14 protein-coding genes and 1 pseudogene are annotated in these 24,390 nt (G+C 61.0%); 9 read left to right on the top strand and 6 right to left on the bottom strand.

All coding sequences use genetic code 11. The features are described 5' to 3' along the window. Positions 1–27: 27 nt before the first annotated feature. From K1X11_RS13115 to K1X11_RS13105, 3 genes are all read right to left on the bottom strand, one after another. Positions 28–1,869 (bottom strand): hypothetical protein, encoded by a 1,842-nt coding sequence (locus K1X11_RS13115; RefSeq protein WP_221033186.1) that lies wholly within the window; start codon positions 1,867–1,869, stop codon positions 28–30. A 274-nt stretch (positions 1,870–2,143) separates the two neighbouring features. Then, entirely contained in the window at positions 2,144–5,128 is a 2,985-nt protein-coding gene (locus K1X11_RS13110; protein WP_221033187.1) for a TonB-dependent siderophore receptor, read from the bottom strand. 190 nt (positions 5,129–5,318) lie between these two features. Beyond that, positions 5,319–8,240: a TonB-dependent siderophore receptor gene (locus tag K1X11_RS13105; RefSeq protein WP_221033188.1), complete on the bottom strand. Its 2,922-nt coding sequence runs from the start codon at positions 8,238–8,240 to the stop codon at positions 5,319–5,321. Positions 8,241–8,605: 365 nt separating this feature from the next. On the opposite strand from K1X11_RS13105, the gene K1X11_RS13100 reads away from it, so the two are divergent. Both K1X11_RS13100 and K1X11_RS13095 read left to right on the top strand, forming a co-directional pair. Beyond that, a complete protein-coding gene (locus tag K1X11_RS13100) occupies positions 8,606–10,345 on the top strand; it encodes a right-handed parallel beta-helix repeat-containing protein (RefSeq protein ID WP_221033189.1) in 1,740 nt (579 codons plus the stop codon). Positions 10,346–10,449: 104 nt separating this feature from the next. Beyond that, the gene (locus tag K1X11_RS13095; protein WP_221033190.1) at positions 10,450–11,892 is read left to right on the top strand and encodes a polysaccharide deacetylase family protein; all 1,443 of its coding nucleotides are present in this window, start codon (positions 10,450–10,452) and stop codon (positions 11,890–11,892) included. 54 nt (positions 11,893–11,946) lie between these two features. On the opposite strand, the gene K1X11_RS13090 is transcribed toward K1X11_RS13095, so the two are convergent. Further along, complete coding sequence (locus tag K1X11_RS13090) at positions 11,947–13,032, bottom strand: LacI family DNA-binding transcriptional regulator (protein ID WP_221033191.1); 1,086 nt, start codon at positions 13,030–13,032, stop codon at positions 11,947–11,949. 1,909 nt (positions 13,033–14,941) lie between these two features. On the opposite strand from K1X11_RS13090, the gene K1X11_RS13085 reads away from it, so the two are divergent. After that, complete coding sequence (locus K1X11_RS13085) at positions 14,942–15,616, top strand: metallophosphoesterase family protein (protein WP_221033192.1); 675 nt, start codon at positions 14,942–14,944, stop codon at positions 15,614–15,616. 18 nt (positions 15,617–15,634) lie between these two features. Continuing rightward, positions 15,635–16,273 (top strand): tyrosine-type recombinase/integrase, encoded by a 639-nt coding sequence (locus tag K1X11_RS13080; RefSeq protein ID WP_221033193.1) that lies wholly within the window; start codon positions 15,635–15,637, stop codon positions 16,271–16,273. Between the two features lie 353 nt (positions 16,274–16,626). Here K1X11_RS13080 and K1X11_RS13075 read toward each other — a convergent pair whose 3' ends face one another. Then, entirely contained in the window at positions 16,627–16,995 is a 369-nt protein-coding gene (locus K1X11_RS13075; RefSeq protein WP_324725976.1) for a hypothetical protein, read from the bottom strand. A gap of 410 nt (positions 16,996–17,405) precedes the next feature. On the opposite strand from K1X11_RS13075, the gene K1X11_RS13070 reads away from it, so the two are divergent. From K1X11_RS13070 to K1X11_RS13060, 3 genes are all read left to right on the top strand, one after another. Next, positions 17,406–17,528 (top strand): hypothetical protein, encoded by a 123-nt coding sequence (locus K1X11_RS13070; RefSeq protein ID WP_255600028.1) that lies wholly within the window; start codon positions 17,406–17,408, stop codon positions 17,526–17,528. A gap of 971 nt (positions 17,529–18,499) precedes the next feature. Continuing rightward, positions 18,500–18,769 carry a hypothetical protein gene (locus K1X11_RS13065; RefSeq protein WP_221033302.1) on the top strand — a complete coding sequence of 90 codons (270 nt, stop codon included), beginning with the start codon at positions 18,500–18,502 and terminating at the stop codon, positions 18,767–18,769. 18 nt (positions 18,770–18,787) lie between these two features. Next, the gene (locus tag K1X11_RS13060) at positions 18,788–19,120 is read left to right on the top strand and encodes a hypothetical protein (RefSeq protein WP_221033303.1); all 333 of its coding nucleotides are present in this window, start codon (positions 18,788–18,790) and stop codon (positions 19,118–19,120) included. Between the two features lie 883 nt (positions 19,121–20,003). Here K1X11_RS13060 and K1X11_RS13055 read toward each other — a convergent pair. Beyond that, positions 20,004–20,186 (bottom strand): annotated as a pseudogene (locus K1X11_RS13055) (transposase); the annotation flags it as partial. A gap of 865 nt (positions 20,187–21,051) precedes the next feature. Between K1X11_RS13055 and K1X11_RS13050 the strand changes: the two are divergent. Then, positions 21,052–23,775, top strand: a complete 2,724-nt coding sequence (locus tag K1X11_RS13050) for a protein kinase domain-containing protein (RefSeq protein ID WP_221033174.1) — start codon at positions 21,052–21,054, stop codon at positions 23,773–23,775. A gap of 17 nt (positions 23,776–23,792) precedes the next feature. After that, positions 23,793–24,380 carry an RNA polymerase sigma factor gene (locus K1X11_RS13045; RefSeq protein WP_221033173.1) on the top strand — a complete coding sequence of 196 codons (588 nt, stop codon included), beginning with the start codon at positions 23,793–23,795 and terminating at the stop codon, positions 24,378–24,380. Positions 24,381–24,390: the final 10 nt, after the last annotated feature.

The raw sequence follows: 24,390 nt of genomic DNA, 5'->3' as shown, positions 1-24,390 counted from the left end.
TAGGGGGATGGAGGATACGCGATCGCTCTACCAGTTGGGGACGTCGAAGAGGCGTTTGTAGTCCTCCCAGCGCTCGTTCATGAGGTTCAGCTTCTTCTGCAGCTGATCGAGGATGTCGGGCGGGAGCAGGCTGATTTCCTCCTCTGCTTTGGTCGGGGCGAGGCGGAGGTATTGCGTGGGATCGTCGCCGAGGAGCTGCATGAGCACGGCCGTGTTATCGAGTTCCTTGCGGGCGGTCTCCATCATCATTTGGCGGTCCCAGGTGGAGGCGGATTCGACGACCGGATAGGGGTCGAGGTCGATGCCGCGGTCCTTCACGCGATCGAGCTGGGCCTGGTAGCTGATGGCGTTGTGGGCGTTGTTGACGAAGCACTGGAAGATCTTGAGGCGGTGGGCGAGGTCGTCGTCGCCGAGTTGCTCGGAGAGGCGGATGGCGGCCGAGAGGTGATCGGTGATGGGCACGGAGACGCGGAAGAGGAAGTGGCGGCCGCTCCAGCCGGTGTAGACGTTGGTGGCCTGCACATCGGAGAGGGTTTCGGCGAGCTCCTCGCTGAGCGCCTGGAATTGGAAGGGACGATAGTAGGCCTTGTCCTCGGCGGGAATCTCGTCGGGGAAGGGCACGAAGGGACGGACGAGCCAACGTTGTTGAATGCTGCCGAGGTTGTAGATGTAGCCGCCGGTGTTGAGCAGCTTGATGAGCTGGACGGTATCGCCGAGATGGGTCCAGACGGCGAGCTGGGTGTTGGCCTGGGCCTCGCCGACGCGGGCGATGGCTTCGTCCTTCATGAGCTGGAGCTGGCTGATCTGGTCGAGGGCGGGCTCCTGCTGGAAGCGGTCGTAGATGGAGAAGTAGAGGTCGCGGGTGCGGGCGTCGGCGATGATGACGCGCACGCGAGGGAAGTTGCCGGTGTGGGCGGCGGCGAGCTCGCGCACAAACTCGGGCAGGCGGGGGATGCCGAGGACGGGGTTGAAGTAGTTCTGGTAACCCTCGGTGCGACCGACGCGTTGCATGTAGGGGCGGCCGTCGGGGCCCTCGAGGTTTTCGATGCCCATGTTGCGGGTGAGCTTGCGCACGATGCGCATGGGATCGGGGTCGCGGGTGAGGGTCATGCGCAGGTCGACGGTGGTGTCGGCGTCGGCGGCGCCGGCCTGGAGGGCGTCGAAGAAACCGCGCAGGCGATCTTCCATGGAGCGGTTGCGGTAGAGGGTGTTGCCGAACTGGCCGCTGTAGAGGCCCGGGCTCCAGTCGAGGCCGGAGCCGGAGTCGTTGGTGAGGAACTGGACGGAGTCGATCTCGGGGCAGCGGGTGAGCAGGATGCGCATGCCTTCGCGCATGAGTTCGAGCACTTCGGGGTGATCGATGGAAGGCGCGAAGCGGGCGACGCGGGAGCGGCCAGGATGATCGACGCGGGCGCCGCGCCAGAGCGGGTGGTCGGTGAAGACGGCCTCGGGCAGCATGGCGGGTTCGCTGGAGAGAAACCAGCCCTTGAGACCGAGGCGGCGGAGGACGCGGCAACGCTCCTCGAGGATGCTCATGACACGTTCGGAGTGCTCAGCCGGCACGTAATCTTTGATGACGCCGGGGCGGGTGGTTTTGAGCAGGCCAAATTTGTAGATGACCCAGGACGGGTAGGGGTCACCGGGAGTGTCGAGTTCCCAGTAGGCCAGCGGCAGGTCCTGGGTGACATCGATGTGGGTGGCGCCGGATTGCTGGGCGCGCACGGCAAAAGCCTCGAAGTCATGGATATCTGAATACGAGCCGGCGAAGATGACCTTCTCGTAGGCGCGGGTGGCGACAGCGGAGAGGAGGACGGCGAGGCAGCAGAGACCGAGGCGGCTCCAGCGGGGCAGGCGGCGGGGGAGACTCATGAAGGGAAACATGGATAAGGATGGCGTTAAAAGGGTCAAAGGAAGGTGACGCGAAAGCGCGGGCTGGGGCGACGGAGGGATTGTGCAACACGTGGCATTTGCGGCGGGGGGAGGGGAGCGGTGGGAAACGCTGAAATGCTGAAAAACTGAAAAGCTAAAAAAAGGGGGGCTGGTCGTGGAAAAGCTGAAACGCTGAAAGGCTGAAAAGCTAAAAGGGGTGCGCCGCATGCGGCGCACCCCTGGGTTGTAGTTGGCAGTCTGGTGGCCGACTCGTTCAGAACTTGAACGAATTGGTGAGGGAGATCACGCGACCCGACATCGGGCGGTAGAGGGTGCGGACGAACGGGGAACCTTCGGCGGAGGCCTCGTTGCGGGCGCTGATGGGGAAGGGATCGTCGTTGTCGAAGAGGTTGCTGATGTTGATCTGAATCTTCCAATCGATGTCGCGGGCGATCTTGCGTTGGTAGTTCAGGAACAGGTCGGCGCTGATCCGCGAATCACCCCGGGCGTAGCGGGTGATGTCGAAGGACCCGTCGGCCTGGCGGAAGTAGCCGATGATGGGGGCGCTGCGCCAGCGGGTGGTGCCGCCGATGGCGAAGCCCTTGAGGGCGCTGTCGCGATCGAAGGCATACTTGGCCGTGAGGCGGGCGGTATACTTGCTGGCCGGGAAGGACTGGACGTTTTCCCGGGTGTTCATGAGCGCGTATTGGTCTTCCATCTGGGAGATGTAGGAGCCCAGGGTGGTGGTGCCGTTGGCGCGGGTGAGGGAGGGATCCTGGGCCTGGTAGAAGGGCAGGTTCTCGAGGTAAAAGGCCCGCACATCCGGCGCGAGGTTGGTCTGCTTGTTGACCAAGGTCGAGGCGGTGAGGCGGAGGGTCCAATTGCGGGTGGGGCTACCGATGATGGTGAGCTCTTCGCCCTTGGCGCTTCGGTCGGCGGTGGTGAAGCGGTCGACGAGTCGCGTCTCCGGCAGGATGCCGTTGTCGACCAGGATCTGATCGGCAGCGTCCATCGCGCTGAAGGGCGAGTTGATGTTGTTGCCGTTGGTGGCGGAGTTGAGCTCTTCGGTCTCGAAGTGGATCAGTGAGATGCTCAGGCGATCCTGAAGCAGGCTGAGACGGATGCCGTAGTCGGTGGACTCACCGGTGGAGGCCGGGATGAACTCGCCGTAGAGGTCGCGGCTTTCGGTGCGGGGCGAGAAGTTGGTGGCGTAGTTGAGCGAGAAGCTCAGCCAATCGAGCGCGTGGATGACGGCGCCGTAGTTGCGCGAGATGCCCTCGACCGTGGTGGGCTCGTCGATGAAGGCGGCGTAGTTGGAGAGGGTGGTGCCCTCGGGGGCGCCGCTCACGAGCTCAACGGGTTCGTAGAGGCCGGTGCCGTCATTCTGCATGGCGGCGTCGTAGATGCGGCGCTTGTCCTTGCGCAGGCCGATGGTGGTGATGAGGTGGTCCTTCAGCCAGCGGCTTTGGAAGACGCCGAGGAGGCTGTCCTGCTCGGTGAGGGTGCGGGCGGTGGCGTAGTCGGCGATGGGGAGAAACTCAGCGACGAAACCGTCCTGGTTGATGCCATCGGAGTAATAGAGCTCCCGCAGGTCGTGGAGGGCGACCTTGCCGGCGGCGGGGTCGAGGTAATCGCGGATGTAGAGGGCGAGGGAGCTGCTCTGGTAGCCGCCGGAGAAATTGGCCGGGTCGACGACACCGTTCTGGTTTTGGGTGATGGTCATGCGACCGCCGTTCCAAGCCTCGTCTCGCTCGTTGTATTCGTAGGCGAAGGCGAGCTGGTGACTGCCAAACCACTCATTGATCTCATCGGGATGAAACTCGTAGGAGGCGGTGGCGCGGTAGTGGTCGATCTCCATATCGCGATCGATGATGAAGGGGCGGGTCTCCATGTAGAGTTCGCCGGCGTGGGTGTTGACGCCGAAGTCATTGGGATCGACGAAGAGACGACGGTCGATGCTCATGCCCTGGAGCACGTCGTTGGTGGTATGGCCGTAGGCGAGTTCGACGTTAAAATCGTCGCTGATGCGGTGGGTGAGGTTGATCTCGGTGATGTCCCAATCGCTGTCGTTGATGCCGTTGGGGCCGCCGATCCAAGCGTCGAGCGGATAGTCGTAGCCGGTGGCGGCGGTATCCATGTTGATACCGTTTAGTTTGGTGAAGGTGCCGCGGGCGGTGCGACGGGTGTTGCGAATAAGGCCGTCGGAATCGAGGACCCAGTTGTTGCCGTTGACGGTGGCCAGGCCCTGGGAGGACGAGGAATAGTTGACGCCATCCACGATCACCCGGTTGTTGGCCGGGACCTCGGTGACGATGGGGGAGCCGGCGGCCACCCAGGCACTGACAAAGTCGCGGGCGAAGATGCCGCGGGGGCTGGCGCGCTCGGAGCTGCGTCGCTCGTGACCGATGGTGATGCTGGTGTCGCGGGAAGGGGCCCATTTGCCGACGAGGTGCCAGGCGTTCTGACGCTCGTAGGACGGGTAACGGTAGAAGTCCTGATCCTCCCAGAGCGCGCTCAGGCGGATGCCGAGTTGATCGGGGATGAGCACCTGGTTGACGTCGGTGGCGACGCGTTGGCTACCGAGGTCGTCGGTGCGGTGCGTGATGGAATAGGCGCTGCGAGCGAGGCGCGGCACTTTGGTGGCGTAGTTGACGGTGCCGCCGGGGTTACCGGAGCCGGAAAGGATGGCGTTGGGGCCCTTGGAGAATTCGACGCGCTCGGAGTTGTAGGCCTCAAACTGTGCGTTGAGGTCCATGAAATTGCGGGTGAGGACGCCGGTCTTGAAGCCGCGGATCTCCATGTAGTTGTAATTCCAGACCTCGCGCTCCTGGCCGTCGGAGTTGAGGTCGCCGGCGGCGTTGGGCTCCACGCCATTGGCGAGGCTGGTGAGATCCTGGATGTCCTGGACGGCGAGGTCCTCCATGAGCTCGGCGGTGATGATGTCGAGCGGGTTGGCGACGTCCTTGAGGGCGGTGTTGGTGCGCGTGCCGGAGAGGGTGGCGGTGGCGAGGTAACCGATGTCCTGATCGGTGCTGACCTCAAAGGGGCTGAGGGTGATGATCTCGTCGTCTTCGGCGAATGAGGACGTGTCGGGATTGGTTTGGGCGGCCAGGCTGAGAGGCAGCAGGCACGCGGTGAGCAACGTGGCGGTCAGCGAACGATCGCGCCAGGATCGCACGGACGGGGGTCCAGAGGTGATTTCCATGGTGATGCAGTTGGGGTTGAGGTTAACAAACTCCCGCCCGATCGGGCTAGTCATGAGGAGCCTCAAGGCGCCCTAGGAGTTGTCTAGTATGAGGAAAAAAACCTGCTCGCGCCTGGGACAACGTTGCCACCCGCGCAACCCGTTGCATCCGGGGCACGGCGAGGACGGCGCACAAAAAAAGGACGCCCGCAGGCGTCCTGAGTGTGGCCCGATCGGACCGTGAAATTTCAATCAGCGTGCGACCTCAGAAGCTGAAGGAGTTGGTGAGTGAGATGACGCGGCCGTCCATCGGACGGTAGAGTGTTTCCACCCACGGCGAACCGGCGTCGGAGGTGGCGTTGCGCGCGCCGATCGGGAAGGGGTCGTCTTCGTCGAAGAGGTTACTGACGTTGATCTGAATCTTCCAATCGATGTCGCGGGCGATCTTGCGCTGGTAGGTGAGGAAGAGGTCGGCGCTGATCCGCGAGTCGCCGCGGGCGTAGCGATTGACGTCGAAGGAACCGTCGGCCTGGAGGAAGTAGCCGATGATGGGCGCGCTGCGCCAGGAGGCGGTGCCGCCGATGGCGAAGCCCTTGAGGGCGGTGTCGCGATCGAAGGTATACTTCAAGGTGCCGCGGGCGGTGTATTTGCTGGCGGGGAAGACCTGCACGTTCTCGCGGGTGTTCATGAGGGCGTATTGCTCCTGCATGTCCTCCACGTAGGTGCGCAACGTGGTGGTGCCACCGGTGCGGGTGAGGGTTTGATCCTGCGCTTGATAGAACGGCAGATTCTCGAGGTAGAACGCGCGCACATCTGGGGCGAGGTTGGTCTGTTTGTTGACCAGGCTCGAAGCGGTGAGGCGGATCGTCCAGTTGCGGGTGGGGCTGCCGATGATGGTGAGCTCCTCGCCCTTGGCGCTGCGGTCGGCGGTGGTGAAGCGGTCGACGGGGCGCACGGCGGGGAGGATGCCGTTGTCCACCAGGATCTGGTCGGCGGCGAGCATCTCGTCGAAGGGCGAGTTGATGCCGTTGCCGTTGGTGGCGGAGTTGAGCTCTTCGGTTTCGAAGTGGATGAGGCTGACGCTGAGACGATCGTCGAGCAGGCTGAGGCGGAAGCCGTAGTCGGTGGACTCACCGGTGGAGGCCGGAATGAACTCGCCGTAGAGGTCGCGGCTCTCGGTGCGGGGCGAGAAGTTGGTGGCGTAGTTGAGCGAGAAGCTCAGCCAATCGAGGGCGTGGATGACGGCGCCGTAGTTGCGCGAGATACCTTCAACGACGTTGGGCGCGGAGGTGAAGGCGGCGTGGTTGGAGAGGGTGCTGCCGTCGGGGGCGCCGGGTTCGAGCTCAACCGGCACGAAGAGGCCGGTGCCGTCGTCCTGCATCGGGGCGTCGTAGACGCGGCGCTTGTCCTTGCGCAGACCGATGGTGGTGATGAGGTGGTCCTTCAGCCAGCGGCTCTGGAAGACACCGAGGAGGCTGTCCTGCTCGGTGAGGGTGCGGGCGGTGCCATAGTTGGTGTTGGGCAGAAACTTGGCGACGTAGCCGTCCTGATTGATGCCGTCGGAGTAGTAGAGGTCGCGCAGGTCGTGGAGGGCGACCTTGCCGGCGGAGGGGTCGAGGTAGTCGCGCACGTAGAGGGCGAGGGAGCTGTTGTTGTAGCCGCCGGAGAAACCGGTGGGATCAATCACGCCGGACGGATTTTCCGTAATGGTCAGGCGGCCGCTGTTCCAGGCCTCGTCGCGCTCGTTGTATTCGTAGGCGAAGGCGAGCTGATGGGAACCGAACCACTCGTTGATCTCGTCGGGATGGAACTCGTAGGAGGCGGTGGCGCGGTAGTGATCGATCTCGATGTCGCGATGGATCCAGAACGGGCGGGTCTCGATGTAGAGCTCGCCGGGGTGGACGTTGTCGCCGAAGTCATTGGGATCGACGAAGAGGCGGCGATCGACGCTGTTGCCCTGCATGACCTCGTTGGTGGTGTGACCGAAGGCGAGCTCGACGTTGAAGTCGTCGCTGATGCGGTGGGTGACGTTGAGCTCGGTGATGTCCCAGTCGCTGTCGTTGATGCCGTTGGGGCCGCCGATCCAGACATCGAGCGGGTAGTCGAAGCCGGTGGCGACGGTGTCCATGTTGATGCCGTTGGCGCGGGTGAAGTTGCCGCGGGCGGTCCGGCGTGTGTTGCGGATTACACCGTCGGAATCGAGGATCCAGTTGTTGCCGTTCATGGTGGCCAGGCCCTGGGAGGCGGCGGAGACGGTGGTGCCATCGACGGTCACATTGTTGTTGGAGGGGACCGCGGTGACGATGGGAGAGCCGGCGTCGAGCCAAGCGGTCACGAAGTCGCGCGGGAAGATGCCGCGGGGGCTGGCGCGTTCGGAACTGCGGGTTTCGTGGCCGACGGTGATGCTGGTGTCGCGGGTGGGGGCCCATTTGCCGACGAGGTGCCAGGCGTTCTGCCGCTCGTAGGACGGGTAACGGTAGAAGTCCTGATCTTCCCAGAGTGCGCTCAGGCGGATGCCGAGTTGGTCGGGGATGAGCACTTGGTTGACGTCGGCGGCAACACGTTGGCTGCCGAGATCATCGGTGCGGTGGGTGATGGAGTAGGCGTTGCGCTCGAGGCGGGGCACCTTGGTGGCGTAGTTGACGGTGCCGCCGGGGTTGCCGGAGCCGGAGAGGATGGCATTGGGACCCTTGGAGAATTCGACGCGCTCGGAGTTGTAGGCTTCGAACTGGGCATTGAGATCCATGAAATTGCGGGTCAGGACGCCGGTCTTGAAGCCGCGGATCTGCATGTAGTTGTAGTTCCAGACCTCGCGTTCCTGGCCGTCGGAATTGAGGTCGCCAGCGGCGTTGGGCTCCACGCCGTTCGCGACGCTGGTGAGGTCCTGAATGTCCTGGATGGCGAGGTCCTCCATGAGCTCGGCGGTGATGATGTCGAGCGGGTTGGCGACGTCCTTGAGGGCGGTGTTGGTGCGCGTGCCCGACAGCGTCGAGGTCGCCATGTAACCAATATCCTGTGACGTGTTTACCTCGAAGGGACTCAAGGTGACGATGTCATCGTCGGTGGGGGGGGCGTCGGAGGCCGACTGCGCCAGAATGCCTTGCGGCTGAGAAAAGGCAGCGGCCAGGGACGCTGCGATGATGATCAAACGATGCCGCCGGATCGGCGCCTCGCATACAATCTTCATGGTGTTGCTTGGGGGTTAAGGGTCGGTGCAAGACCATGACGAGCGGCCCACATTGGGCGTGTCGAAGTGATCAGCGTCTTGGTTGCAACTCGAATAAAGGCGTGACCCGGGAAGGTGAACAACGCAGTGGCATGTGCAATCCGTTGCGCAGGTAATCGGGGCGATTTCAGGGCGCCTGTGCGAGGGGGCAAGGCGAGTGAATTGCGGGGCGGTTTAGAGGTGAAACGCGAAGCGGGCAGGCGCGTCGAATGGAGGTCGGGCGGCCTGCGTGAGTCGGGCTTTCTGCAAGGCGTTGCATGAGACGAAGTATGCTGCGGCGGGTGATTGACTGGTCTCGGTGCGGGCCGCGTCCCAATGTCGACGGCATGATCCTTTCCGGAATCCTTGGCCGTGGGTGGTTGGCGCGATTGGCGGGCGGAGTCCTGCTCGTCGCCCTCAGTGCGGGACTGGTGCGAGCGACGCCGCAGGCGGTGCCGACGTTTGAGAACATCGGGCTTTATTGGCGACCGGCGGAAGGGGCGGCGGATCGCACCTGCGCGGTGTCGTATCGGGCGGTGGGAGACGCGGATTGGTGTGAGGCCATGCCCTTGTGGTTCGACGCCATGGAACATCCGGAGCGACCGGAACGCAGCCGGGAATACCGCGGTAGTCTGGTCGGGTTGACGCCGGGCACGGCCTACGAGATTCGCCTCAAGCTCCTGCCGGACGGGCCGGAAGTGCGCCTCGAAACACAGACCTGGGCGGAGCGTTGGCCGGTGGCGAAGACGGTGGAATTACCGGCGCTGAGCCACGAGACGCTGGTCATAAGCGAAGGCGGCAGTGCGGAGTCGGGTTATGTCGTCTACACCTCACCTGCGGGCACGCGCAGCCGCATCGACGGACGCAATGAGGCGGAGGTAAACATCCGCATCGACGCGCCCTATGTCATCGTGCGAGGCCTCGATCTGGTCGGTGCGCGCCGGCACGGCATCGAGCTGGGCACAGTGCAACACGTGGTGATCGAAGACTGCGACATCTCCGGCTGGGGGCAGGACCTTGAGGATGGCTGGGGACGGAACTTCGACTCGGCGATCTATCACCGCGTGGAGGACGACGCGCCGCGCGTGCTGCGCCGCATTGTGATTCAGCGCAACCGCCTGCATCACCCGCGCGCCAACGCCAACTCGTGGTTGCAGCCGCGCGCCAGTCGCAAGGGCAGCAAGCACCCGATCGGACCGCAGGCGATCAGCTTCATCAACGCCGACGGCGAAATCGTCATCCGCCACAACGACATCTATTCGGACTTCGAACACATGTTCAACGACGCCATGGGCGAGTATCATAATTTCGGTTACGCCGGGTTTCCGGGGCGGGACTCCGACATCCATGGCAACCGCATCTCGCACTGTTGGGACGACGGCATCGAGATGGAGGGCGCCAACCAGAATGTGCGCTGCTGGGGCAACGTCATTGACTGGACCTACGTGGGCATCGGCGCGGCCACCACCTCGCTCGGCCCGGCCTACATTTATCGCAACATCTACCTGCACTCGCGGCGCGGACCGGGGACGGACGAGGAGTCCTACAAAGGGCAGTTGTTCCTGAAGCTGGGGGCCGATCCGCGGCAGGCGGAGTTTGCTCACGGCCGCACCTACGTGCTGCACAACACGGTGCTGCAACCGGAACCGTGGGGCGGATTCGATGCCACCTCGGGGGCGACCGGCGGGGTGCGTCTCTCCGCGGCCAACAAACACCAGACCCAGATTTTCAGCCGCAACAATGTGCTGTGGACGCGCATGGACCGGAACATCGCGGTGTTTGATGGGCAGGCTTCGCCGACCAACGACTTTGACTACGATCTGTTCAACGGACTGGTGCGGGCGGTGGACGGCAGTGAAACCCACGGCGTGCACGCGGTGCCGGTCTTTGCGGCACCGCTGGATGCGGAGCGATCCTGGAGCGTCGCCCTCGCTCCGGGCACGCCGGGCAGTGATCAGGGCGTGCGGCTGCCGGGTTTTAACGACGACTTTGCCGGTGACGGCCCGGACATGGGGGCGATCGAATTTGGGCGGCCCCTGACGGACGATTTTCCGGCGCGACCGGACCGTCCGAGCGACGCGCCGTAACCCAACCTCGCAGGCGAGCCGGGGCGCGTCGGGCATGTGCAAGGCATTGCACGCGCGGGCCCTCGCAAGTCCCGGGTGGGCGTAGGCTAATCGGGGCCTCATCTATGCGACCCGGAATCATTTTCCTACCCCACGGCAACCTGCAGTATTCCCAGCTACGTCCCGAGCAACGGGCGTGGGTGGCCCGCCAATCCTATGGACCGCTCTTCGACATGTCGGAGCGCGCGAACGCCCCCATCGCTTTTGAGGCTTCGGGCGAGACCTTGGAAATCGTGGCGGAGGAAGCGCCGGAGGTGTTGGAAAAACTCGTGGCCGGCATCAAGGCCGGGCGCATCGAGGCGGTGGCGTCACCGCAGACCCACATCATGCTGGCCAACATCGATCCGGTGATCGGTCTCGATTCGTTGCGCAATGGCCTCGACACGTGGGAGCGCCTGACCGGTGTGCGCCCGGTGACCGGTTGGAATCCGGAGTGCAGCTGGGCGGGATTCATTCCCGACATTTATCGGGAGGCGGGTTTTGAGACCCTCATCGGTGACGCCGATTCGTTTCTGTTGTCGAGTGTGCCCGGTCTGCGGGAAGCCACGGGGCTGCGCTTCGACGTGCGCGGGCACAGCAACAAAAACGCGCTCTTCAAGATCGAGCAGGAGATCGCGGATCGGCCCGAGATCCTGCGGGCGCTCTTTCAGCCGAGTGAGCTGGCGAACGGCCTCAAGGTCGTCCTGCGCTCGGACATGATGTGCAACATCCTGCTCTGGTATCTCATGGGCGCGACCGAAGGGAATCGCGAAGAACCGATCTCGTTGGCCGAAGTGCGCGAGACGCTCGTGCGCTGGCGCGATCGGATTCCAGGGGGGCAGGGCTTCATCCTACCTTATGCGGAGGACGCCGAATACATCGGCACGACCGCCTATTTTTATGTAAAGCAGTTTGGCGAGGCGCGCTTCTTCGAGCCCGCGCCGGACAGCTTGCGCCGTTTTGCGGAAGTGCTGCAACTGGCCCGCGACCTCGATTTCGAACTCATCACCCCGAGCCAGGCCGTGGCCACCTATCCGGTGGTGTCGGGCCGCGATTTTGAGCGGGTGGAGAATGGGTGTGCATGGCACGGCGGCACGGCGAAGGCCTGGGCCAACACGCCGCATGCCCGCATCCTCGATCCGGTGTGCCGCAGTGTGCACCAAGGGCTCGAAGCGGTGGCCGATCACCTCGGTGCCACTCTGCGCGATACCGTGGAGTTTCGCGAAGTCATGCGTCGGATCACCACGGCCTACGTCAGCGATGCCCGCTGGCCGCCCGCCCCCACGTCGCCGGGCCGCTTTAATGTGGTCGAGGCCATCGAGGCGATCGAAGCCGCCAACGACGGACTGGAGGCCCTCATGGCGCAGCACGGACTGGCGGAGCATCGCTCGCTCTATTCCGCGCCGATCATGCGTTCGCAAATCGCGGCGGTGCGCGATGAGTTGATGGGCTTTGCCTACTTTGAAGAGCGGAACGAAGGCGTTTCTGGTGCCGCTGCTGCGACTGTAAAAATGAAAGCGGGCTCCTGAAGGGAGCCCGCCGGGCAGGATGGAACGTGAGGTGGGAGCGGCTAAGGAGGTCGCTCAGTTGGTGGCTGTCTGGCGTTCCGGCTTGGGTCGGCTCACGGTCGGACCATCGACCCACACCCCGTGGACCTGGATGCCGCGGGGATGCACGGGAATACCGCTCTCGTTTTGGTAGAGCAGACTTACGAGGAGCTCCACGGCATTGGCGCCGACGCCGACATTGTCCTGGCGAATGCCGGCGACCTCGGCGGCAGACGCGCCCTCGACATCCTCGATGTTGAGGTGGGCCAGAGCGACGTCGTCGGGCACCCGCAGGCCGGCCTTGCGCAACACGGAAAGCAGGCGGCGGTTGGCGGTCACGATCACATCGGGTTTGGCTTGGCGCAGCCACTCGATGGCGTCGTCGTCGCGGGCCGACACGAGCGGCGGCAGCGGGGTGCCGCCGAGTTCGCTGCAGAGGGTGCTGTAGTAGCCGGCGAAGAAGCGGCCGTTGACGAATTTTTCGACGCGTGGTTCGCCGACGTAACCGATGCGGCGATAGCCTCGTTCCCAAAGTTTCTGCACCGCCATGCGACCGTATTCAAACTGGTCGTCGCTGGAGTAGTGCAGTGCGGGTTTTTCGAATCGGGTGCCTACCCCCACGATGGTGAGGGAGTCGAGCGGGAGCGGAATGGTGGTGGCGAGTCCGTCGCTCTCATCGAACGGCGGCACCAGCACGCCCTGAATGCCGCGACTGTGCAGCTGGCCGGCGAGACGTTTGGGTGATTTGTCCTGCGTGCGGATGCGGTTGATGGCGTAGCCGAGGCGCTGGGCCTGGCGTTGGGCACCTTGCCAGAAGGCGACCTGGACGGGGTCGTCGCGCCAGTCTTCCGGGCCGGGAAAGAAGTCCAACCAAGCCAGATTGCAGCGTGCGACCGGCGGGTGGCCGTAGCGTAGCTGGGTCATGAGCGCGGAGACCAGCGGGTTCGGGCGGTAACCGAGGCGTTCGGTGATCTCGCGGATGCGCCGGCTGGTTTGGGGGCTGATGCGCGCGTCGCCCTTGAGGGCGCGGGAAACGGTGCTGGTGGCAACACCGGCGGCGGCGGCAATGGTCTCCATGGAAGGCGCGGACGCCGAACCGAGGGAGGCGAGGTCGTTTTTCATCGGGGTTGGGGGCCAGGGGTTACCGATCGGGGTGGGTGAAATCACCGGCGAGTCGAGTCGATGGTAAGGGGGAAACCAGGGACAACGTTGACGCTTGTCCGCGGCAAATCAATCTCCATGCAACACGTTGCATAAAGTGGAGGGGTCGGGGCAGTGGGCGATTGATACCGAGCCGCCGTTTGACCACATAATTCAAACCACTTCGCCATACCGAGTTGGTTCAACTCGTGGCAGATTAATTGTGATTGGGTTTGGCAGCAGACCGAGGTCCCTCCCGAAATCTGATGGCCCACGTTGATGATTCGCAGCGTCCACCTGTGTGAGTTCGACCTCGGCCAATTTCACGGAAGCCTTTTGATTAAATCCCGTTCGCGCAGAATTGAACCGAGCATTGACTCCCTAGGCTCCCCAGAAGTGAGGGAACGTGCCAAACACGACTATCACACCTTGGCCGATGAGCTACCGCACCCACTTGCTGACTTTGATGAGTCGTTTCAGATAATCGTCGGTTTCTACCGAAGCCTCCCATGGGTCGAACCTTAGTTGCTGAAGCGACCGATAGTCCACTTGGCCATCGCGGCTTATGAGTAGGCCAACATACTGAAACGTGACCATTCACCATTCTTTCTGAGCAACGAATGGTGGGCCCGCCGGGGGTCGAACCCGGAACCAAGGGATTATGCTTACCACTTCGGTTTTCACCGCTCTGACCGGCTGGTCGGATTCGTGGTCTGGACTATGCCTTCACCGTGACTCGGTTTCCCGAACGGTAGGTGGGTGATTATAGTCTCTACACCTTCTCCACCGAAGTGGAGCTTGGCTCGGCGTTGGGTCGTCCTGACGGACAGGCCGTTCACCGAATTTACACCTGACTACCAACAGGTTTCCCCACTGGCGACCCGTGAAAGTCCCCTGCTCTAACCATTGAGCTACAGGCCCATAAACTTGGCTTGGTCACCCATTGGTCGACGCGATTCGAATCGCGTGAATCCGCAGGGGAGGGTCCCCTGTGCCAGCATCGAAATTCGATGCTGGGAGTCGTCCCGCCTAGCGGAACTCGGAACTAACCATTGAGCTACAGGCCCTAAAAAGAACGAGGTGTTTGAAGAGGAGGATCCGCTGGGAATCCACCCTTATTTCCGTCTTCAGTCGGTTTGAGCAACCGAGGGATCGATTCCTCCAAGAAACCCCAATGCGCTCCGATTCGGATTCACAGTTCCGGCCAAGTGGTCATGGCCAGTTGCCAACTTGAGTCATGGAGAACTCAAACCTTCCGAAAAATCGCATCTATCTGCGGGTTCCGGAGCCGTGGCATTTCAGGGTCCGTCCCGATCTCATCGAGGAACTCTGCCTCGCGGATCGCATGGCCTATGCTCTTCCTGGTTCCCGTTCGACTTATACCCTATGGCGCCAACTTGGTGGTCAGGAATCGTGGCACGCTCCTTTCAGTGAAATGAAAGAGCACCTCGAGCTGGGATACCTACCAACCACCAGGTGGGTCTTCGGCATTGTAATGTTTCCTGGCGACAACCAAGGAACGCCGATCGCCATGGATGCACGTGGGTGGTGGACCCAATGTCCATGGCCCGGTCTGCTTCTCTTTGTGTTTCGTCGTGCGGTGGAATGTCTCGCGACCTATGGATACACTTCAGGCGATGCGAACAAAGTCCTGGTGCCTAGGCCGCGTCCCAAGAATCCCTCACGAGACGAGATAGTGTATCCGCGATGCTACCTCGGTTACGAGACGGGGACCGGGCTGTGTCAGATCGTTCAACCCGCTCTCCATGAGGGTCTGCGCCGATTTCTTCAGTCGGCTCCGGATGCGGTGCCGCTCAAGATTCCGATGAAGCGAAAGAGTGGAAATGGTAGTGGCGTTTGACGCGCGCCCGACGAGCCCAACTTGGTGACGATGAGAATTCTGCACGTAACCGACTTCCATGGACATCAGCCGTGGTTCGATTGGGTTTCCCGCAACGCGGCGAACTACGATCTCGTGGCTTTGACCGGAGACCTGATCGATGAAGCCCTGCGCACACCGGTCGATCGGCAGATTGAGATGGTTCGGAAATTCGGGGAGGGCTTGCAGGGCAAGTTGCTAATCTGCTCGGGGAACCACGATACCCGTGACGTCGAATTGCCCTATGGCGCGGCCGATTGGATTCAGGAGCTGCGAGCTCGGACTATTGGCACCAAGGAGTCCGTCGTGGAAATCCATGGTCTACGGATCGGGATCTCGGATTGGTGTGAGGCGCCCATGTGGGGAGATTTCGATCTGCTTCTCAGCCATCAGCCGCCGGCAAAGTCGTGCACGGCTATTCAAAGGCCCGAAGGTGTGGATTGGGGCGACATTGGCCTGCGCGACTACCTTGATGCTGAGCTGCTCAAACCGCGGCTCGTTTTGACGGGACACGTGCATCAGCCGAAGCGGTGGGTGGGGCGAGTTGGTCAGTCGGTTATCCTCAATCCTGGGCGCCGGCGTAGCACCGCTGCGGAACCGGCTCGTATCGACATCGACCTGGATGCCGGGACGGTGCGGTGGAATAGCGGCATGGGGCAGCGTGACGGGCGCCGTCTTCCGGGGTGAGTTGCCCCAACTTGGTCTGTGCCAGGTCGAAAACCCATCCTCGAAAACGAACTCCCGCTCGTCCTATCGGTTCTTTCCGATTTCCCGCTCCGCGACCAAGCCTTGGTTACGCTGGGGCTGCAGACCGGGTTTCGGATCAGCGAGCTCCTGTCGCTCAATGTCGGCGATGTGTGGGATGGAGCGGGAGTGCGTCCCCAAGTTAAGGTCACGCGTGCGCGGATGAAGGGTGGCAGCGGTGCTCGCCGCCGGGGCGTGACCTCAAGAATTGTCCCGTTGAACGATGCTGCGGTGGATTGCCTGCACCGATTCTTGATGGATCGAGCAGGGGAGGGCGAGTTGCCGATGAATTTACCCCTCTTTCCCAGCCGCTTTCGCGGCAAGCGACTTACCGACATTGTTCACGCGGTGCTGAGGAGTTCTGGGCTTGATGACGATGGCGTCTACGGCACGCACACCCTGCGGAAAACCTTCTGCCGCCGAATCTACTCGATCACGCAACACGACTTGAATCTGACCCGGGCGGTCATGGGTCATGCGAGCTGCTCGACGACCCAGCGTTACCTGCACGTGGATGACGACGAGATTGCGGAGGCAGTCCGTGCGATCGGAGGGATGCGGAAGCCTGCCTCGCTCGATCCGGCGAAGGTGCTTTCCTGAATGTGATTCTAGGCGAACCGTACCTTTTTCTACGAGAACTGGTTCGTCGTCTTCGCGCGGCGGTGTGCCGTTCCATCATCTATCCTAGGAGCGCTTACTAGGTAGGAGGGCATGTCGCTCCCTGGCCGTAAACACTGCCGGAAACCAAGGCATCGGAGCGCTGAAAGACTCCTCAATCGCGGCGACGTTCTCAGCCTTGATTCTGAGAAGGACGACAATTCGCTCGGCTGGGCAATCAAACCCATTTGCGAACTGTTCCTCCACGATCTCGGGAGTGGAATCATGGCAAACTTGCTTGTTCGGGAGTGTGGATTTCCTAGAACCAACGACTGGCTTGAGGCTGAGATGGCCCATCAGGAGGGTAGGCCGAGGCATCGATTCCGTACGTAGGTTGCGACAATTTTAATGTGCCCCATTTCTAAAAGCTTCCGCGGAGATGGCTGTACGTTGCCGATTGAGGCGAAGTCTGGATTAGGATCAGCCAGCCATGCCTGAAATCGCTCGGGTTTGTCTCGGCACCAACCCAAGTAGCGCGCGACCTGATCAAACGGCTCTAGTAGGGTCTGAATCCTCGCGGAGTCGCTCTGGCCGATGAGTTCCGTCGGCGACACCTTCAGCAGAGCAGCCAGTTCATCCAAAGAGTACCTGAACAGTGCAGCAACCTTACCCGGATCGAGCATCCCGCTCGAGGTGTCGCGGCAGACTGAGAAGTCCGTATTCATTGCGTGGTTATCGTCCTTGGTTTCCAAGAATTTGCCAACTCTTCCTTGCTGATTTGGTCCTCCCAAACCTTCTCCTTACCCACGCGCTCAAAGTCGCTCGCATAGGTTTGTTGCGGCGAAGTTTTTGTCACCATCCGCAGCGTCGATCAGAAGGATCGAGAACGATAGCAATATGGCTTCCTTTTCGGGCCTCACGGAAACCGCACTCCCCACTGGTCGCCGCCATTTATAGCGAAGTTACCCCAAGTTAGCGTTTTTTGATAACTTTCAGATCGGGGCCCGATTCGCCGCACATTCTGCGGCGAATAGCCCCCTGAATCACCGCATTTTCCCAGTCCTCCTGCCGACTCGCCCCACCTTCCCACTAAGCCCCCATAATGTAGGGAACGGGGGCTTCACGGACTGCACTGGTGGGTGAGGACAAGGATTCGGCCGTGCTCGTTGGGTTGGATCCCGGCACCTGCACGGCTACCGTCTCCGGTGTGAACAGCACCACCGGCGTCGCGCTGGGAGAGATACACGAGGTGAACTGATCGGCCTTTCGCCTGCTCGCGCACCCCCCGGGGGGGCCTCCGGTGGCTTCCATTCTTTTTGCAGTATTGCGGCTACCTCGAGCCCCTGATTCGGGCCTTCTGCGGGCTTCGGGCGCGGGGGGGGGGGGGACGGCGGGGTCTCGAGAGAAAGCGATTTCTGGTAACGGGTCGATGGTGCCAGTCAAACTCGCGCGCGCGTGCGCGCGAGGAGGGCTATGGCAAATGACGCCGGATGAACCGGCCAACGCCCCCCCCCCTTTGTCCGGCACGGAAGAGCCGCGCTCGCGCAGTCAACCGACGTTGCATCGGCAGACCTGATTTGCAGGTCCCCACGCGTATCGGGCCCCCCCCCCCCACGGTATTCGCCATAATTAGGTAAAGGCCGATGCGGTTCCGCGATTCATACAGTCTATCCAGCCCCCAATCCTATAAGCACCTGCTGTGTGGGAGGCCGCCACTATGGCGGTTTCATGACAAAATTTTCAGACGCCGAGGCGTTCGGGAGGATTCTGCAATCTGTGCGAGATTGGGGGGGGCGATCCAGCCGCGTTCGCGTCCAACGTGCCCCGTGGTTCCCAACGCGCAGCACTGGATGACTGGAGTCCTAGTGGGCCGTATAGCCGTGGATTTCGAGGGCCGTGTACTCCGGGGGGCGGGCTTGGTGCCGGTTTGGGCACACCCCCGGATCTGTCCGCCATAATGGGAAGTAGAAGATGGAACCTCCGACCGATAGTCCGAGCATCAAAGCTCCCCCTACAAGGGGGCGGCCGGGCTGCTCGTTTTCGGGGAGGAGTCGACTTCCAACCATACCACCCAAGCTGGAGATTGGCTTGGTCGGTTGTGCTGTGCCCCACCATAGCCTGAAACTCACGCGTGAGGAACTTGCAGCTGCTCTTGGAGTGAGCTCGCGCACCGTTGCTCGTTGGGAGCCCATCCGAGGATTCGAACCCGACCGCCTCAACGCCCGAGTCTTGCGTTACGATCTTGGCATTCTGGTTGGACTGGTCGCTCAAGGTGAGCAACTCGATCGCAAGGCGGCGGCGGAGCTTCGGCTTCGTCCAGACTCCATTCTCGCGATGGCAGCGGAACTTCGTCCGTCCAGCGATCGGAAAGACACAAAGCCTTCCCCTGTGGTGATGGTGGCGGAGAGCGAAGACGACCGGCGAATGCTCGCATTGTGGGCCGATGTGAAAAAGCGGCCGGCCGTTCTCAAAGTGCTTGAAGCGCTTTCAGCGCTGTAGCTGCGCCCCCCCCTTCCTATGAAAACCAAAAAGACCATCAAACGTGAAAAGGACCGAGAACGTGCCGCGAAGATGCGCGCGCTCACAAAAGGGCAACTGATTGAACGTCGGATTTTCCTAACCCCGGAACAACTGCCTTTGTTTGAGGCGGCCGTCGCTAAATTCGGTCCCAGAATCTACGGTTTGGCCAGTGCGTTAAAGGCACTGGCTAAAGAACGGGCTCGTGCGCGACGCGTCGCGGCGACGGGAGAATCTCTGCCCGCGATTCGTCCTGCCATGCCTAAGGAGCCTGAGCAGAGAAAATCCAAAAAACTGGACCACAGTTCATGGTGCCAAGGAGAACTGTTTTGAGCGCGGATCCGACTTTCACGAAGGAGCCTAGGGCGGTTTCCTTTCACCCTAATTGCACGGGCCTGGGACTCGTTCGAATATGTTGTTGCGTAGTCGACGCACAAATACGGCAGCCCCCTCGGGGAGATTCGAATCACTCTCCAATTCGGTGGGTGTCTCAGGTTCACAACCTTTTGGGGAGTTCATCTAGGCGACGCGCCGCGAAATCGGGTTCAACACGATGGGCGAATGGTACCCTATCGGAACAACTGAAGTCGGGTTTGTTTGGACGAACTGAATCAAGGGCGGGAACACACTCCTTCTTCAGGGTTTGGCGGACGGACGGATCTACGAGCTGTGACAGCAAGTTTATGCAGTGGCCTACCACATGCCTTGGGAGGGCAAATCGATGAGCAGTAAACGGAAGAGAAGCAGGCGAGTAAGCACTGCGATATCTAAGGCGGAAGAAGCGCTCCTCGCGGCAGAGCAAGCACGGCTAGATTGCGACGCGTCGCAAATTGTTCATGAAGCTCTGGTCGCTCGACTAGCCAAGGGTGTCGCCAGCGGGAGGCCCGACGACCTTTCTTCGCCGGCGAACTTACGGGCTCTGGCGCTCATCATTCACGGAGCAACGGACTGCCTCCAAAGTCTCGAATGGAACGCCGTGTCGCTACCGTCTGACGCGCCTCTAGTGCGTCATGTCGAGGCGCTTCGTCGTGCGGAATCGATCGACGCGCTGCTGGAGCAGCTTCGCACGTTGGTGATCGGCGTCTCGCAACTCCACGGGGAGCTACGTGCTCGTGCTGATTCTCGCGACATTCGACGCGTCGGAAAAGCTCGGAAGGACAAACACTGATGAATCTTGGGGTTATTCATCATCCCGCGCCTGAGCACTGATCTGGGCCAAGAGCACCGACCACAGACCGTTTTGAGACCACGCTCGAAAGCGATCATACACGCTCTTCCAGTGGCCAAAATACTCGGGCAAATCTCGCCAAGGAGCCCCTGTGCGCAGGATCCACAAGATCGCTTCAATGCGCAGTCGCATGTTTTTACACGTGCGGCCACAGCGCTTCGCCCCGGTCAGTTGATCACGCCGGGCTTTAATTTTTTTAGTTCGCCCCACTCGACATCGCCGAGGACGAACCTTGGTTGCTGATTCACAACGAGATCCGTAACAGAGCACCGAGTGGAGTCAAACAATTGTATCCCAGTTATGGATACTTTGCCTGTTCCGGTCTTTCCCAGACACGCCCTAGGGGGATACGCCAGATTGATGATAGTCATGTGAACATCAATGAGGCCTCGGTGCAGGTTTGGGACTTCATTGCTAAGCCGTCGTGGTCTGATGCCAGTGACGGGTCATGGCGGATGAACTTTGTGGCGACTTTCCAAGTGTCTGATTTGCGCGAGGATCCTCTCTGTGGCAACCGGCAGTTGGCTGGAGATTCCGGTGCGCCGCATTGGCGGGGGGGGGCGATCGGCAGCTATCAGCACGGGTAGTGGAACACCTCAGTGCAGTCGAACCACATCGGCCGCTCAGTGGGTCGGGGCCATGCGGTGGATGGTGAGATTAACCTGAGCAGTGGGATCTTCACTCACCTATCGCTGGGTTGGTGGCCGGAACCCGCACTCAGGGTCGGGCTGGTGGTGCGCAACCTGTTCGATTTCAATGCGCCTATCTCCCACAATAGCCGCCTGGGTTATTCGCGATGCGGCTACGACCATCGGGGTCGCGGTTACGCACGGTCAGTCGAGCAGACGTGCTCGGATCTGTTTTCGCCCCGTTTCCGAAGTATTGCGGAGATTATTTCATTTCTGAGTAAGAATCTGAATACCGCTTCAATAGTTAAAGCGCGTGAGAAAGCTCTCTCCCGGAGAGAGCGCGGCTGTGGTGATTTGCCGCTGGTTTTGTTTGCCCGGTGATCGAAGTAACTGTTTCTCATGGAGTAATGTCCCATCGCTTACCGGATGAGCCCACGGAACATTTCGGTACCCCGCAACCGGGAGTCGTCTGGTTTGATCGTTTCGAGTTTGTGCGGATGTTGGGCCGTGGCGGCGTGGGGTCGGTTTGGGAAGTAAAGGATCGGGTGTTGGAGGAGCGGGTTGCGCTGAAGGTGCTGCCTGAAGTTCTACGTTGGGATGAGGCCGGCATGCGCCGAATTCGCAACGAGGTGCGGCGCACCCGAGAGTTACATCATCCCAACATCGTTCGCCTGCACGACTTGCACGTGGGTGAAGCCGGGCTGGCGATTGCGATGGAACTCGTCACTGGGCGGACCTTGTCGACTTGGCGTTTGGGTCTGAGCGAGGAGTTAGCCGCGCCGGAAGACATTTTGCGATGGCTGCCCGATTTGGCGTCTGCCTTGGACTACGCCCATGGGCAGGGCGTAGTGCATCGGGATATCAAGCCGGCTAATCTAATCCTGTCTGAGAAGGGGGTGATTAAGGTGACGGATTTTGGAGTGGCGGCGCAAACGACGGAAACTTTGGCGCGAGTGAGCACGGTGGCGTCCGGAGGAACCTTGGTTTACATGAGTCCTCAGCAGCTCTGGGGGGAGCTCAGCTGCACCGGAGACGATGTCTACGGGGTGGGGGCTACGCTTTACGAGCTGCTGGCGGGAGAGCCTCCGTTTCTTCGCGGCGACTTGTTCACCCAAGTGGTCCATCGCACGCCGATGTTGATCAACCGCAAACGGGAGGCCCTTGGTAGTAGCTCGCGAATTCCCCTGTATTGGGAAGAGGCCATTGCTGGGTGCCTAGCCAAAAAGGTCGAGGATCGACCGTCGAGTGTCGGTGAACTGGTCGGCCAGCTTTCCGGGAACGGAGTCAAATCGCGCAGGGCGGCGAAAGCCTTTGGGGTTGTGCGATCTCGGCATCGCGACTGGCTGCGTTGGGGCTTGTTGGCGGCAGGAGCGGTGGGGCTGGCATTGTGGCTTAGACTTGGGAGCGATAATAATTTCGCTTCGTCCGGCGAAGGGGAGATTGGAGAAGTGGCAAAGACCACGTCGAACTTGATCGCTGGTAAGGAATCCGGAACGGGCAGCGACTCACGGGCTAAAGAAGCCGGCCTACCAGGTTCGCGTTTTGTCTACGGTTCAATGGCGGTCGAAATGGTCTGCCAATTTCCGTTCGATGGCTCGACGGTCAATATGGTTGGAAACCTGCCCCAAGCGACCCAGTCGCGGGTAGCGTGGGTTCCGGATCGATTCGGGCGTGAAGAGGCGGCGGCGAGAATAGGGTGGGGCAGTTTAATCACCTATCCACTTGAGGAAGACTTTGCCGTGGACGGCCGGCACAAGCTAACCGTCGCCGGTTGGGTGAGGGCCGATGGCAATAGTGGGCAGTTTTTGGAGCTGCGTCCGATCGATCAGGGGGCGTTGGGACTCAGCGTGGCGCTGAATCGAGGTGTCCTGATGGCGGGACTTCGAGGGTATTGGGGGGATGACGGCGTGGAGGTTGCTACTATTCTGCCGACGTCGCATGACGAGTGGTTTCACTTCGCGGTGGCGGTAGACGATCTCGCGGTGACCCTTTACCTCAACGGTCAGGAGCAAGGAACCCGAACCATCGAACGGGCGCTGCCACTGAGTATTTCGCCACATTATTCCCTCATTCTGGGCCACGACCAACATTCTCTTACCTCTGTAAGTGACTTCGTGCTCGATGACCTTCGCATTTGGCGTCGCACGCTGGATGACGAAGTAGTGCTCAGCCTTTGGCTGGAGGATGATCCTCCGATTGCTCCGATCGTGCATACGGCGGAGTTCCAGTGGCCGTGGGAGCAGGACCATGTTTATCGGTCGACGGAGGCGCAGTATGCGGCTGATGACGACCGGCGGGCGATGGTCCGGGCTGAGCTGGGAGAGGTGGCTGAGGTGGCGGATTGGGACCAACTCAAAATCGACGCCGGACCTTGGCCGCAGCTTTGGGCGGAGATGAGCGGATTCTACCGGGATAGCAGGATGGTAACGCGAGGGGGGGAGTTTTCATTCACGGATAAACGACAATACGAGGTGACCCGGATGCCGGGGGGAATTCCTCGCTTCTTCCTCGCTCATGCTTACGTTGGGGAGCAGGAACTTGCGCTTGGTTCTTGGACGAGCACGCCACCCATTCTTGCGACAGTTCCGAGCACAGGAAAATTTACCGTGCGGAAACTTGGGTCTGGTCAGAGTGATAAGACTCGGTGGACGGAAGAGCGTGCCAATATCTGGAGATTGGACCATGAATTGCCGCCCTCGGGAAGCGTATCCAGTGGAGGCTCACCGGTGGACGTGGTGCGAAGGCACTGGGTGGTCGAGCTGTCCAGTATGGCCGACGAAGTTACCGCCATTAGGCTCGCGCTGGGTAGCGGAATCCAAGTCATGCTCACATCGACCAAGGGGCGGCAGTGGGAGATTGCTTACGCTGGTGATACCCAAGGTTCCCGAGTCAGTCGCAACTTTGTCCTCTCGGCACTCCCACACCGATGGATCATCGTGGAGTCCGAGGGACGAATCTTCCAAATGATAGCGGAGTCCAAGCGTAATACGATCCAGCAGCGCTTGGTGATCGATCCGGTTTCAACCTCCGACGTGCGGGACAGCGCTTGGACCTTGACCCTGGAATCTGCCAAACCGTTGCCCAGCCTTGAGCAACTCCCGACGGTCATTTACGCCGTGGAAAATCCGTAGTTCGTCGACCGAATACGATGATCACCACGAACGAATCACTCTTGGAGCGCGTGCAACGACTGGATGCTCACGAGGCCTGGAAGGAATTCTACGACAACTATTGGGCGGCGATTATTCGGTATGGCCGGAAACTGGGGCTATCCCAGACCCAGGCGGAAGACGTGTTGCAGGAAACCATGGTGGACCTGATGCGCATCCTGCCGAAATTTGAATACGACCGATCTCGCGGGAGGTTTCGCAATTTCCTGCTGACCATTGTTCATCGCAAGGCGATGGGTGTATTTCGACGCGGACTGAAAAATTCCAATGTCCCGTGGGACTCCGCGAGTCCGATGGAAATTGAAGAGGCCAAGCAGTCCAGTTTGCGAGAAGATCAAATGCAGCTGTGGCGCGAGTCGATTTACGAAGAGGCCTTGCTCGAGGTTTCAAAATGTTCAGATATCGATCAGCGAACTTGGGCCGTTTTCGAGGCATATGTCGTCAAAAAACGTCCGGTTAGCGAAGTTGCGGAAGGATTCGGGATGAAGCCAAACGCGATCTATCAAATTAAGAACCGCCTATGTCAGAGAATTCGCCGGCAACTTAATTGGAAGAACTTGGACTAGGAAAATGTCG

Source organism: Actomonas aquatica (assembly GCF_019679435.2).
Taxonomy (GTDB): Bacteria; Verrucomicrobiota; Verrucomicrobiia; order Opitutales; family Opitutaceae; genus Actomonas; species Actomonas aquatica.
Note: the sequence above shows the minus strand (reverse complement) of the source record. Positions and strands in the feature narration are given on the sequence as shown.

What these genes read in the sequence shown, in the direction of transcription:
- K1X11_RS13115 (WP_221033186.1), bottom strand. Translation starts at nt 1,869, where the DNA reads ATGAGTCTCCCCCGCCGCCTGCCCCGCTGGAGCCGCCTCGGTCTCTGC.
- K1X11_RS13110 (WP_221033187.1), bottom strand. Translation starts at nt 5,128, where the DNA reads ATGACTAGCCCGATCGGGCGGGAGTTTGTTAACCTCAACCCCAACTGC.
- K1X11_RS13105 (WP_221033188.1), bottom strand. Translation starts at nt 8,240, where the DNA reads ATGAAGATTGTATGCGAGGCGCCGATCCGGCGGCATCGTTTGATCATC.
- K1X11_RS13100 (WP_221033189.1), top strand. Translation starts at nt 8,606, where the DNA reads ATGATCCTTTCCGGAATCCTTGGCCGTGGGTGGTTGGCGCGATTGGCG.
- K1X11_RS13095 (WP_221033190.1), top strand. Translation starts at nt 10,450, where the DNA reads ATGCGACCCGGAATCATTTTCCTACCCCACGGCAACCTGCAGTATTCC.
- K1X11_RS13090 (WP_221033191.1), bottom strand. Translation starts at nt 13,032, where the DNA reads ATGAAAAACGACCTCGCCTCCCTCGGTTCGGCGTCCGCGCCTTCCATG.
- K1X11_RS13085 (WP_221033192.1), top strand. Translation starts at nt 14,942, where the DNA reads ATGAGAATTCTGCACGTAACCGACTTCCATGGACATCAGCCGTGGTTC.
- K1X11_RS13075 (WP_324725976.1), bottom strand. Translation starts at nt 16,995, where the DNA reads ATGAATACGGACTTCTCAGTCTGCCGCGACACCTCGAGCGGGATGCTC.
- K1X11_RS13060 (WP_221033303.1), top strand. Translation starts at nt 18,788, where the DNA reads ATGAAAACCAAAAAGACCATCAAACGTGAAAAGGACCGAGAACGTGCC.
- K1X11_RS13050 (WP_221033174.1), top strand. Translation starts at nt 21,052, where the DNA reads ATGTCCCATCGCTTACCGGATGAGCCCACGGAACATTTCGGTACCCCG.
- K1X11_RS13045 (WP_221033173.1), top strand. Translation starts at nt 23,793, where the DNA reads ATGATCACCACGAACGAATCACTCTTGGAGCGCGTGCAACGACTGGAT.